At 73.6% G+C, this 12,635-nt stretch carries 9 protein-coding genes; 1 reads left to right on the forward strand and 8 read right to left on the reverse strand.

Annotated features, from left to right (window positions below; all coding sequences use genetic code 11):
* Window positions 1-98 precede the first annotated feature (98 nt).
* The 7 genes from MED15_RS30855 to MED15_RS30885 all read right to left on the reverse strand — a co-directional run bounded on the left by MED15_RS30855 (window position 99) and on the right by MED15_RS30885 (window position 11,192).
* A complete protein-coding gene (locus MED15_RS30855; RefSeq protein ID WP_112583796.1) occupies window positions 99-299 on the reverse strand; it encodes a hypothetical protein in 201 nt (66 codons plus the stop codon).
* Between the two features lie 244 nt (window positions 300-543).
* On the reverse strand, window positions 544-1,857 hold the full coding sequence (locus tag MED15_RS30860; protein WP_112583706.1) for a DEAD/DEAH box helicase: 1,314 nt from the start codon (window positions 1,855-1,857) through the stop codon (window positions 544-546).
* A 223-nt stretch (window positions 1,858-2,080) separates the two neighbouring features.
* Window positions 2,081-2,284, reverse strand: a complete 204-nt coding sequence (cspE, locus tag MED15_RS30865) for a transcription antiterminator/RNA stability regulator CspE (RefSeq protein ID WP_007464836.1) — start codon at window positions 2,282-2,284, stop codon at window positions 2,081-2,083.
* A gap of 226 nt (window positions 2,285-2,510) precedes the next feature.
* Window positions 2,511-5,936 carry an ATP-dependent helicase gene (locus MED15_RS30870; RefSeq protein WP_112737607.1) on the reverse strand — a complete coding sequence of 1,142 codons (3,426 nt, stop codon included), beginning with the start codon at window positions 5,934-5,936 and terminating at the stop codon, window positions 2,511-2,513.
* A 133-nt stretch (window positions 5,937-6,069) separates the two neighbouring features.
* Window positions 6,070-9,624 carry an ATP-dependent helicase gene (locus tag MED15_RS30875; protein WP_112737608.1) on the reverse strand — a complete coding sequence of 1,185 codons (3,555 nt, stop codon included), beginning with the start codon at window positions 9,622-9,624 and terminating at the stop codon, window positions 6,070-6,072.
* Between the two features lie 168 nt (window positions 9,625-9,792).
* Entirely contained in the window at window positions 9,793-10,338 is a 546-nt protein-coding gene (locus MED15_RS30880) for an LOG family protein (protein ID WP_112604943.1), read from the reverse strand.
* On the reverse strand, window positions 10,338-11,192 hold the full coding sequence (locus MED15_RS30885; RefSeq protein WP_112583710.1) for an LOG family protein: 855 nt from the start codon (window positions 11,190-11,192) through the stop codon (window positions 10,338-10,340). Before MED15_RS30885 ends, MED15_RS30880 begins: the two co-directional genes overlap by 1 nt.
* Before the next feature lie 154 nt (window positions 11,193-11,346).
* On the opposite strand from MED15_RS30885, the gene MED15_RS33700 reads away from it, so the two are divergent.
* Window positions 11,347-11,514 (forward strand): hypothetical protein, encoded by a 168-nt coding sequence (locus MED15_RS33700; protein WP_167457759.1) that lies wholly within the window; start codon window positions 11,347-11,349, stop codon window positions 11,512-11,514.
* A 41-nt stretch (window positions 11,515-11,555) separates the two neighbouring features.
* Here MED15_RS33700 and dapE read toward each other — a convergent pair whose 3' ends face one another.
* Window positions 11,556-12,629: a succinyl-diaminopimelate desuccinylase gene (dapE, locus tag MED15_RS30890; RefSeq protein ID WP_091406181.1), complete on the reverse strand. Its 1,074-nt coding sequence runs from the start codon at window positions 12,627-12,629 to the stop codon at window positions 11,556-11,558.
* Between the last annotated feature and the right edge of the window lie 6 nt (window positions 12,630-12,635).

Below are 12,635 nucleotides of genomic sequence, written 5' to 3' on the forward strand. Positions count from 1 at the left end.
GCGATGTGGTCGGGCCGGTGCCCCGCCGACCCGACCACACCTCGTACCGATCCTGACCGGGCCTGCCCCTCCGCCGGCACCGGTAGGCCGGTCGCTGCTCAGCCCACGTGTGCGGTCGTCGGGCCGAGGCCCGGGTCGCCAGGACTGTGCAGCTCCACCAGACCGGCGGGAGCGTTACCCGCCGGGGTGGCATGCCAGGGCGCGAAGGCCGCAACCATGGCGAGCAACAACCCGGCGAGCGCGACCGCGACCACCAGTATCAGTTCACGCAGTGCGCCCGAGCCGGCTTCGCCCGCCATGGTCACCCCTCCCGTGCCGGGCCCCCCGCCCGACTTCCCCCGTCGGTCAGCCTCGACCACGAACGGCCGGGGCGCAGTCGGCCAGCCGACCCAGCAGAGGCTGATTACCGACTCAGCAGAGGGGCCACCCGGCGCGGCCGGCTGGCCGGTCGGGCCGCACGGACAGCCGACCGGCCCGGGACACCGCGCAGACAAAACCGACCCGCCCCACCGAAGCGGGACGGGTCGGTCGACGCGCAGAAGATCAGACGGTACGCGGGCGACGCGGCCGACGGGACCGGCCCGACGCGCGGTGCGCCGGACGGGCGCCACCGTCGGCGGCCGAGCCCCCGGAGGTACGGGCGCGAGAGGCGGGCGCCGGCGGAGCGACGATGGTCACCGGCACACCGGACGGCTCGCGGGCACCGGTCACCCGGGCCAGCGCCCCGTCACCCAGGCGAACCTGGACCGACTCGGGCCGGATACCGGCGGTGGCCATCAGCCGGGACACGTCCCGACGCTGCTCCGGCAGGACCAGGGTGACCACGGAACCGGACTCGCCGGCCCGGGCGGTGCGGCCGCCCCGGTGCAGGTAGTCCTTCGCCTCGGTCGGCGGGTCCACGTTGACCACCATGTCCAGGCCGTCCACGTGGATGCCACGGGCCGCCACGTCGGTGGCGACCAGCGCGGTCACCTGACCGTTGCGGAACTGCTCCAGGATCCGGGTGCGCTGCGGCTGGGACTTGCCGCCGTGCAGCGCGGCCGCGCGTACGCCCTTGGAGAGCAGCTGGCGGGCCAGCCGGTCGGCGCGGTGCTTGGTGCCCATGAACAGGATGGTGCGGCCCTCACGGGCGGCGATCCGGGTCAACGCGTCGGGCTTGTCCGCAGCGTCGACGTGCAGCACGTGGTGGGTCATCGCAGTGACAGTCGCGGTGCCCGGGTCCACCGAGTGGGTGACCGGGTTGCTCAGGAAGCGGCGGACCAGCCGGTCCACGCCGCCGTCCAGGGTCGCCGAGAAGAGCATCCGCTGCCCCTGCGGCGCGACCTGCTCCAGCAGCTTGGTGACCTGCGGGAGGAAGCCCATGTCGGCCATCTGGTCGGCCTCGTCGAGCACTGTGATCTCGACCTGGTCGAGCCGGGCGTCGCCACGGTTGATCAGGTCGTGCAGCCGACCGGGGGTGGCCACGACCACCTCGGTGCCGGCGCGCAGGGCGTCCGCCTGCCGCTGCAACGACAGGCCGCCGACCACAGTGGCGCAGCGCAGCCCGACGGCGCGGGCGTACGGGGCCAGGGCGGTGGTGACCTGCTGAGCCAGCTCGCGGGTCGGCACCAGCACCAGGGCCAGCGGGCGACCCGGCCGCGCCTTACGGCCGGCGGTGCGGGACAGCAGCGGAAGCCCGAAGGCGAGGGTCTTGCCGGAGCCGGTACGACCCCGGCCCAGCACGTCCCGGCCGGCGAGCGAGTCGGGCAGCGTCGCCGACTGGATCGGGAACGGCTCGGTGATGCCCTGCGCGGTCAGCGCGGTGAGCAGCGCCGGCGCCAGACCGGTATGAGCGAAAGAAGGAATAACTGTGGTCATGCGGAAGCCTTCCTCGACGCGGCACGTGTCGAGGGAGGGCGCCGAAGTCGGCGCTGTCACCGGCGGAAAAAGGCCGCCAGGACTCACAAGCACGAACCGAAAGGGAGTACAGGCCGGCCCGCCGCCAGGCCGCCGCCTGCGTAGGCAGGCGGCAGCGGGGCGGGCCGGTCCCGTCACCGTCACACCCGGAGGGCGTGACAGGTAATGCTGACCGATCCGAAGATCAGAGCGGGCGGATGTTCTCCGCCTGCGGGCCCTTCTGGCCCTGGGTCACCTCGAACTCGACCCGCTGGTTCTCGTCCAGGCTCCGGTAGCCGGAGGACTGGATCGCCGAGAAGTGGGCGAAAACGTCGGCGCCGCCGCCGTCGGGGGTGATGAAGCCGAAGCCCTTGTCAGCGTTGAACCACTTCACGGTGCCAATAGCCATGTGTTTCGTCTCCTTGACGGAACGTCGGACGCGCACTTGTTGCGCGCCCGAAGAGGAGCGCTCCGCGCGGGGATGCGCGAATCGCCTGTCGCTTCTGGTCGCCCCGCCCGGAGAACTCCGGACACAACAAAGAGCGCCTGGGGCCACAATCCCGCCAGGCGCACACAGAGTCTCTGGTAACCAAAACTGCAACCCGGTCAACCTACCACGGTTTTCCCCGCCATGGTCAATGTTGGGCAGAATCCTCGGGCAACTGGGCGATCAGGGCCGTGAGGCCGGTCACATCCAGCAGGTCGGCGGGCCGGACGGTCACCCCGTGGCGGACGTAGTGGAACGCCGCGCCCACCCGGTCGACCGGCACGCCGGCCAACTCCGCCCAGGCCAGCCGGTACACCGCCAGCTGCACGGCGGCCACGTCGGCCGCCGGCCCGGAGGGCTGCGCGCCGGTCTTCCAGTCGACCACGTCGAACCGACCCCCCGGCCGGGCGAAGACCGCGTCCATCCGGCCCCGCACCACCACTCCGGCGATCACCGTGGCGAACGGCACCTCCACCTCCACCGGTGACCGGTCGGCCCACTCGCTGGCCAGGAACCGCTCCTGAAGCTCGACCAGCGCCTCGTCGGGTGCGGCATCGGCGTCGGCCGCGCCGGGCAGCTCGTCCAGGTCCAACAGGCGGTCGGCACCGAAGCGCTGCTCCAACCAGGCGTGGAAGGCGGTGCCTCGACGGGCGTACGGGTTGGGTTCGGCCGGCACCGGGCGACGCAGCGTACGGGCCAGCGCCGCCGGATCCCGCCGCAGCGCTACCAGTTGGGTGACGCTCAGCGCCCCGGGCAGCGCCACCTCGACCGCACCGGAGAGCCGGGTCAGCTCGGCGCGCTCCGCCAACAACAGGTCCGCCTCGCGCTGCCAACGCGCCACCTCCGGATCAACCTCCGGCTCGGCCGGCTCGGCCGTCGATCCGATCGGCGTGACCGGCCCGGCGAGCACCGGCCCGACCGGCCCGGGGAGCGCTGCCGCCGGACCGTCGGCCATCAGGCGACGCACCAGCCCCGCCGCCTCGGCCAACGCCGGCCGGCGACCGCCCAGCGGGTCGGCCGGCCACTCAGCGCGGAGCACCACCTCGGCCGTGGGGTTCGTCGCGTCGGGAGTCGGCTCCGGCGCCCACGCGTCGATCAGGTGCCCCGGCCCGCCGTCGAGGCAGGCGTCGTACACCTCACGCAGGAAGACCGACGGACCTCGCGGTCGCTTCGTGCCCTCTCCCCACCAGTAACCGGAGCAGAGCAGCAGCCGGCGCGGCCGGGTGACCGCCACGTACGTCAGACGGCGTTCCTCCCGCTCGTCGTGGGCCCGCCACGCGTCGGTGAAGTCGGTCACCGCCCGCGCCACGGCCCGCTGGTCTCCCGCCTCGTCGAGCGCCAACTCGGGCAGCCCGTCGGCGTCGCCGCGCAGCGGGAACGGCAGCACGCCCAGCCCACCCAGCCAGTGGTCGGAGTTGCGGACCGGCCCCGGCCACAGCCCACGACTGAGCCCGGCCACCGCCACGACGTCCCACTCCAGGCCCTTGGCGGCGTGCGCGGTGACCACCTGCACCGCGCCCTCCACCACCTCGACCTCGCCCGGCGCCAGACCGCGCTCCTCGTCCTCGGCGGCGGCGAGGTAGGACAGGAACCCGGACAGGGTCGCGCCGGGCGTCTCCCCGCTGAACCGGGCCGCCACGTCGCCGAGCGCATCCAGATGGCCCCGGGCCAGGCCCGCGTCGCCGGCGCCGTCCCGGCCGGCCCGCACCGCGACCTCCACGTCCAGGCCGATGGTCCGCTCGATGTCCGCGATGAGGTCCGGCAGCGCCTGATCCAGCCGGTAGCGCAGCAGCGCCAACTCCCGGCCGTACGCGCGCAGCCGCGCGAACCCCTCCGCCGAGTACGCCTGCGCCGGCCCGAGGTCGGCCAACGCCTCCACCAGGGTCGCCTCGTCCAACAGGTCAGGGCTGATCTCCGAGGCCTCGTCGGCGGCGACCTGTCGCCGGGCGTTCGCGATGGCCCGGGCCCGCCGGTGCAACGCCACCAGGTCACGTGGCCCGATCCGCCAACGGGCGCCGGTGAGCAGCCGCAGCAGCGCGGCGCCATCGGTCGGGTCGGCCAGGACCCGCAGCGTGCAGACCACGTCACGTACCTCGGGGGTGTCCAGCAGGCCGCCCAGCCCGACCACCTCGACCGGTAGGCCACGCTCCCGCAGCGCCGACTCGATCGCCGGGATCTGGCTGCGCACCCGGACCAGCACGGCGGTCGTCGGACGGCGGTCCACCGGGATGTGTTCCGGGGCCGCGCCCGGCATCCCGGCCGCCCCACGCCAGGCGGCGAGCACGCTGTCGGCGATCCAGTCGGCCTCGTCGGCGTACGTGGGCAGCATCGCGCAGTGCACAGTGCCGCCGGCCGCACCGCCCGGACTGCGGTGCGGGATCGGGTCCCGGACGGTCAGCGCGGAGCGCAGCTCCGGCACCCGGGCACCCGCCGCCCGCAGCGGGGTGGAGAGCGCGTTCGCCACCCGGAGGATCTCCGGGCGGTTGCGCCAACTCGTGGTGAGCCCCAGCGCCGGGGCCGGCTCGCCGTTGGCGCGGGCGAACTCGGTGGGGAACCGGTCCAGGGTGCCCGCGCTGGCCCCCCGCCAGCCGTAGATCGACTGGCACGGGTCGCCCACCGCGGTCACCGGGTGCCCGCCACCGAACAGCGCGTTGAGCAGCACCACCTGGGCGTGGCTGGTGTCCTGGTACTCGTCGAGCAGCACCACCCGGAAGCGGTCCCGCTCGATCACGCTGACCCCCGGGTGGTCCCGGGCCACCCGGGCCGCCCGGGCGAGCTGGTCGGCGAAGTCCATCGCCTCGAAGTCCTCCTTGCGCCGGGCGTACGCCCGCACCAGCGGCAACAGGCGCAACCGGGTCTGCTGGAGGGTGAGCGCCTTGCGCACGTCGGCGTACACCCGACCCGGCCGGGACTGCACCTCGGCGAAGAAGCGACCGGTCCAGGCCGCCAGGTCGTCCGGCGCGACCAGATGCTCGTCCAGCTCCCCGGCCAGCGCCAGCACCGCGTCGGTGATGGTGCTCGGCATCCGGTCCACCTCGGACATGTCGCCGTCGTAGTTGCGCACCAGCAGGTCGACCAACTGCCAGCGGGACGCCTCGGTGAGCAGCCGGGTGGACGGCTCGTAGCCGGCCCGCAGCCCGTGCTCGGTGACGATCCGCCCCGCGTACGAGTGGTAGGTGGAGACGGTGGGCTCACCCGCGAGCGGATCGCCCAGCGGGTCCCGTCCCTGCCGGCCGAGTCTGCGGATCAGCTGGTCGAGCCGGGTCCGTACCCGATGGGCCAGTTCGCCGGCCGCCTTGCGGGTGAAGGTCAGCCCGAGGATCTGCTCCGGCCGCACGTACGAGTTGGCCACCAGCCAGACCACCCGGGCGGCCATCGTCTCGGTCTTGCCCGACCCGGCGCCCGCGACCACCAGCAGCGGCTCCACCGGGGCGGCGATGATCGCGGCCTGCTCCCGCGTGGGCGCCGGCAACCGCAGCAGCTTGGCCAGCTCCACCGGTGTGTACCGGGGGCCGGAGTCCGCGAGTCGGGGTGTCGGCGCGGGGCCCGCGCCGAACAGGGTGGGCTGACTCACCGTGCCGTCTCGGTTCCCAACACCGGCGCACTCCTCGCCCTCACGGTGCCATCTCAGTTCGTGACTGCGGGGCTCGCAAGCTCACTCCTCGCCCTCACGGGTGCCGTCCCAGGTCGCGACTGGGCTCGCAAGCTCACTCCTCGCCCTCACCTGTGCGTCGGACGGTGGGCGGCTCGACGACCTGGCGACCCTGCCCGGAGACCGGGCAGCTGGTGCGCACCGGGCAGACCCGGCACTTCGAGTTGGCCACCGCGGCGAACGTGGCGGCTGCCATCGTATCGGCGGTCCGCCGGACCAGCGCGGTCGCCCAACCGGCCGCCGGCCCCTCGCTGGCGGCGGGCTGATTCTGCTCCCTGGCGTCCTTGGCGGAGGTTCCGAGCTGCACCAGCGCGGCGCCCCCGGACTCGTCACCGAACTCGGCGAACGCCCCCGCCTCCACCGCAGCCTGGTAGGCGCCGAGCTGCGGGTGCTCCGCCAGGTCGGTGCCGGTGACAGCGGTGGACTTGCCGGTCTTCAGGTCGATCACCACGAGCCGCCCGGCCTCGTCGACCTCCAGCCGGTCGACCCGGCCGGTCAGGTCGATGGGCCGGTTCGGGTCGTCCAGGCGGACGGCGAACTCGTGCTCGATGGCGAGCAACCGGCGCGGATTGGTGGCCAGCCAGCGCAGCAGCTTGTCGACCATCGCCTCGGCGCGTTCCCGCTCCGGCCCGGCCATCCACCGGGCCGCCAGCTCGATCGCGTCGAACCGGGCGGCCACGTAGTCGAGCAGCGCGCCCCGATCGGCGCTGGCGTCCTCGGCGAGCATCGCGGCGGCGTGCACCAGGTTGCCCACCCCCTGCGCGGTGCTGGTCGGGCCGCTACCGCCGTGCCGTTCCAGCAGCCAGCGCAGACTGCACCGCAGCGCGCTCTCCATGGCCGACGGGGTCACCCGCACCGGGTCGCCGTCGTCGACCAGCGGCCGGTCGTCGGAGAGCACCCGCAACCCCCACCAGTCGTCGGGGTGCGCACCGGGCACCCCGGCGGCGGCGAGCCGGGCCAGTTCGGCCGCCGCGGCGCGCCGCCGGGCCGCCGGGGCGGCCGGGTCGGTGATGGCGGTACGCAGTTCCGCTACCAACGCCGGCAGGGTGAGCGCCCGGGGTGGACGGGTCACCGGCAGCGCCCCGGGACGGCCCGGCTCCTCGTCCCCGGTCTCGCCCACCGCAGCGCCCCCGGAGCCGCCGGAGGACGGTTCCGTGCGGGGACCTGGCGGCGGGCCGGGCGCTGTCGGCGGCGGGCCGGGCACTGTCGGCGGGGTCGGCGGCGTGCTCGGCGGGGTCGGTGGCGGCGTGCCCGGGCCCAGCTCGTGCAGGAACCGGCTGGGCTGCTCCTCGTGGTCGTCCCCACCGACGGCGGCCGATGCCACCGCGCTGACCAGCAGCCGGTGCCGGGCCCGACTGATGGCGACGTGGAAGAGCCGACGCTCCTCGTCCAGCAACGCCGAGGTCTGACCCACCATGTTCGCCGCGGTCGCCCCGTCGACCGACCGGCCGGCCAGCACGTCGACCAGTCGCTCGGAGCCGAGCAGGCTGCCGCGCAGCCGCAGGTCCGGCCAGATGCCCTCCTGCACGCCGGCCACCGCGACCAGGTCCCATTCCAGGCCCTTCGCCGCGTGCGCGGTGAGCAGGCGTACCGCCGCACCCCGGTCGGCGGTCGGGGCGATGGTGTCGGCCGGCAGGTCCTGGGCGAGCACGTGATCGAGGAAGACCTCGGTACGCGCGCCGGGCAGCCGGTCGGTGAACCGGGCCGCCGCGTCGAAGAGGACCAGCACGGCGTCCAGGTCGCGGTCGGCAGCCTCGGCCCGCCGACGCCGGGCCAGGTCGCCCTCGCCGGCCTCCGGACGCCCCTGGTTGATCGCGCCGGCCCACCGCTCGGCGAGACCACTGGCGTGCCAGACGGCCCAGAGCACGTCCTCGGCGGTCGCACCCGACCGGGCTGCGGCTTCGCGGGCGATGGCCAGCAGCCCGGCCACCGCCTGCGCCGGCTCCGCCCAGCGCCGTTCGATGCCGGTCAACTCCTCCGGATCCTGCAACGCCTCGACGATCAGCTCCCCGGAGGGGCGTCGGTCACCGCCGGCCAACGCGAGCGCGCGCAGGCCCTGCCGCAGCCGCCGCTCGGCCAGCGGGTCGGCCCCACCCAGCGGCGAGTGCAGCAGCGCGACGGCCGCCTCCTCGTCGAGTCGTTCCGGCTCCAGCGCGCAGCGCAGCAGGAGCAGCAGCGGCGCGACCGCCGGTTGCAGGTGCAGGGGCAGATCCTCACCGTGCACCACTGTGGGTACGCCGGCAGCGTGCAACGCCCGTCGCAGGGTGGGCAGCTGCAACGCGGTGGACCGCACCAGCACCGCCATCCGTGACCAGGGCACGCCGTCGAGCAGGTGGGCCGAGCGCAGCGCGTGGGCCAGCCAGGCGGCCTCGCTGGTCGCCGAACGGAAGGTGTGCACCTCGACCACACCGGGCGGCGCGTCCGGCAGGGGGTGCAGCCGACGGTGCGCGGCCGGACCCCGCAGCCGGCGACCCAGCCGGGCGATCGCCGCGAGCAGACCCGGCCCGGCCCGGTACGACGTGCTCAGCAGCACCTGCGCGGCCGGCGCACCGGATGCCGTCCGGAACCGGTGCGGGAACGTCGCCACCCCGGCCGGGTCGGCGCCCCGGAAGGCGTACGTGGAGGAATCCGGGTCGGCGAACGCGACAAGCGACTTGCCACCGCCGGCGATGACCGAGAGCAGCTCCAGTTGGGCGGGGTCGGTGTCGGCCAGTTCGTCGAGGTAGACGTGCGCGAGCCGACGACGCTCGGCGGCCAGCAACTCCTCGTCGTCGCGCAGCAGCCCGGTGGCTGCCCGGACCAGCTCCGCCGGGTCGTACGCGATGGAGCCCCGGTTGCTGACGTCGCGCAGCGCGAGCACGGCGACGTACTCCCGCAGGAAGCGCGCGGCGGCCGGCCAGTCGGCGCGGCCGAGCTTCTCACCCAGGCGGGCGAGGTCGATCGGGCCCACGCCGCGCTCGGCTGCGCGCATGAGCAGGTCGCGCAGTTGGCCGGCGAACGCCCGGGTGCGCAGGGCGGGGCGCAGGTCGGTGGGCCAGCCGACCGGGTCGTCCTCGGGCTCCTCGCCCACCACGTCCAGCAGCTCACGGATGATCAGATCCTGCTCGGGGCCGGTGAGCAGCCGGGGCGACGGTTCGCCCCGCTCGGCGGCGGCGCGGCGGAGCAACCCGAAGGCGTACGCCGGGAAGGTGCGCACCAGCGGCTCGCGCAGCACCCGGTGGCCGTCCTGCGCGATCCGGGCCTCGATGCGCTGTCGCAGCGCGGTGGCGCCCCGACGGCCGAAGGTCAGCACCAGGATCCGTTCGGGGTCGACCCCCTCGGCCACCCGGGCGGCGACCGCCTCGACCAGCGTGCTGGTCTTGCCGGTGCCCGGGCCGCCGAGCACGAGCATCGGCCCGTCGGTGTGCCCGACCACCTCGGCCTGCACCGGGTCGGCCCGCCAGCCGCCGCCGACGGCCAGCTCGGGCCCGGCCACGCCATCGGGCCCACCCGACGCGCCGACACCGCCCCCGGACGTGCCGCCGCTGGCGGGCACGGAAGCGCTGTCAGGCGTCGCCTCGTCCCCCCGCGCCGGCCCTCCGGGCCGCCGCACCAACCGGTACGCCTGCATCAGCTCATCCCATCAGACCCATACGACACCCACCCGCCCAAACCCCACCCGGCCCACCCCACCCCATCCACCCCCGTCGATCATGAGGTTGGCGGCGCGACACGCCGACGGCGGCCTCGCCAACCCCATGATCACCGCGGCCCAGCCGGGGTGGGGTGGGGGTGGGGGTCAGGTCAGGTGGGATTCCAGGACGTTGAGGGCCTCGGTGACGGTGGTGGTGACCGTCAGGAGGTCGCGGCCGGCGGGCTTGAGGAAGGTCTGGTCGGCCAGCGCGTCGAGCCAGTCCAGCAGGGGGCGGTAGAACCCGTCGGTGTCGATCAGCACCATCGGCTTGGTGTGCAGGGCGAGGGTGGCGGTGGTCCAGACCTCGAACAACTCGTCCAGGGTGCCCAGCCCGCCGGGCAGGGTGAGGAAGGCATCCGACTTGTCGATCATCAGGGTCTTGCGGCTGGCCATCGAGTCGGTCACCAGCAGTTCGTCCGAGGCCAGGTCGGCGACCTCCAGGTCGACCAGCGACTGCGGGATCACGCCGACGGTGCGTCCGCCGGCGGATCGGGCGCCGTCCGCCAGCGCGCCCATCATGCCGACGCAGCCACCGCCGCTGACCAGCGTGTGCCCGCGCCGGGCCAGCTCCGCGCCGGTCTCGGCGGCCAGGTCCAACCAGCGCTGATCGAGGGTACGGGAGGAGGCACAGAAGACGCAGATCGCCGCCATCAGTCGTGGTCCCGAGCCTGAACGGCTGCGGCCTGCTGGTCTGCGCCGGTGCGCGCGACAGCCTCCTCGCGGACCGCCTCCTGCTCGGCGGAGAGCGCGGCCTCCGATTCGACGATGTACCGGACCGCCTCGTTGACGTCGTCGGTGAGGCAGATCAGGTCCAGGTCGACCGGCCCGATCTTGCCGGTGGCGGCCATCGTGTCGCGCAGCCAGTCCAGCAGACCCTGCCAGTAGGCGACGCCCATGAGCACCACCGGGAACCGGGTGACCTTGCCGGTCTGCACCAGGGTGAGCGCCTCGAACAACTCGTCCATGGTGCCGAATCCGCCGGGCAGCACGACGAACGCCTGCGCGTACTTGACGAACATCGTCTTGCGGGCGAAGAAGTAGCGGAAGTCGATGGCCAGGTCGACCCAGTCGTTGATGCCCTGCTCGAACGGAAGCTCGATGCCGAGCCCCACGGAGAGCCCACCGGCCTCGCTGGCGCCCCGGTTGGCGGCCTCCATCACGCCGGGCCCACCTCCGGTGATCACCGCATAGCCGGCTCGGGCCAGCGCACCGCCCAACTGCTCGGCCAACTGCCACTCGACGCTGTCCGGCGCGCTGCGCGCCGAGCCGAAGACGCTGACCGCGGACGGCACGTCGGCGAGGGTGTCGAAACCCTCGACGAACTCGGCGAGGATGCGCAGCGCGCGCCAGGCGTCCTTGGTCTTCCAGTCGCCCCGCCCCCGTGAATCCAGCAGTCGCTGGTCGGCGGTGCTGCTCGGGATCGCCCCTCTGCGCAGGGTGACCGCACCGCGATGCCGCTCCTGTCCCGGACCGCGACCGGCCTCCCGCCCGTTGCTCTGGCTCATGGGGCAACCGTAGTGGAGCAGCACCGCTCGGGTGCGCGGGGCGGGGACGCCGAGAAATTGTTCGGGATCATGGGCAACTATTCGGCGCTCCCGTACGTCTTACTATTCACATACCGGGTATGCCCCGGCGCGCGCCTTCGGGGGAGGAGACAGCGTGATCAGCAACAGCGAGATGATCCGGATCCGTCGCCAGATGCAGCGACGCATCCGAGACGTGGTGGCCGAACGCCGCCGAACCCGCCAGCAGAACCCGACCCCCACCTCCCCCACCCCATCCGGAGCCGATCAAGAGGTTTGCGTCGCCGACAACGGGCCAGGCTGACGCAAACCTCTTGATCACCCGGCGGGCGGGGGTCCGGGCGGTCAGGCCGGGGCCAGCCAGCGGTGCAGGGTTGCCGCGCCGTCGCGGATCTTGCTGATCTCGACGTGCTCGTCGGGGTGGTGAGCGAGGTTCGGGTCGCCCGGGCCGAAGTTCAGCGCGGGAATGCCCATCGCCGCGAACCGGGCCACGTCCGTCCAGCCCAGCTTGCCGATCGGCGCGGCGCCGACCGCCGCCAGGAACTCTTTCGCGGGGGCCGCGTCGAGCCCGGGCGCGGCACCGGCAGCCGTGTCGGTGACTGTCACCTCGAAGCCGGCGAACACCTCACGCAGGTGCGCCTCCGCCTCGGCCGGGGTGCGGTCCGGGGCGAACCGGTAGTTGACCTCGACCTCACAGAGGTCGGGGACCACGTTGCCGGCCACCCCGCCGTTGATCCGCACTGCATTCATGCCCTCGCGGTAGTCGCACCCGTCAATGGTGACCCGGCGCGCCTCGTACGTCTGGAGGCGTCGCAGCACCTCGCCGGCGGCGTGGATGGCGTTGACCCCGTGCCAGGACCGCGCCGAGTGGGCACGTACGCCGGTCGTGGTGACCACCGAGCGCATCGTGCCCTGGCAGCCCGCCTCGACGATGCCGTACGTCGGCTCCAGCAGCACCGCGAAGTCCGCCTGCAACCACTCCGGGAACGCCTGGGCGACGAGGTTGAGCCCGTTGTACCGGGACTCGATCTCCTCGGCCTCGTAGAAGAAGTACGTCACGTCGTAGCGCGGCTCGGGCAGCGTCACCGCCAGGTGCAGGGCGTACGCGGTGCCGGACTTCATGTCGGAGGTGCCGCAGCCGTACATCAGGTCGCCGCGCATGGTTGACGGAAAGTTGTTGTTCAACGGCACCGTGTCGAGGTGCCCGGCCAGCACGACACGCTGTGACCGACCGAGGTCGGTGCGTGCCATCACCGTGTTGCCGTGCCGGTGGGTGGTCAGGTGCGGTACGCCCCGCAGCACCTCTTCGACACAGTCGGCGATCGCCTTCTCGTTGAGGGACACGGACTCTATGTCGACCAGAGCGCGGGTCAGCTGCACCGGATCGGCGAGGACCTCGGGGGTCAGCGGGTTCTCCATGGTTCG

The sequence above is a fragment of the Micromonospora noduli genome (genome assembly GCF_003264475.1).
Lineage (GTDB): Bacteria > Actinomycetota > Actinomycetes > Mycobacteriales > Micromonosporaceae > Micromonospora > Micromonospora noduli.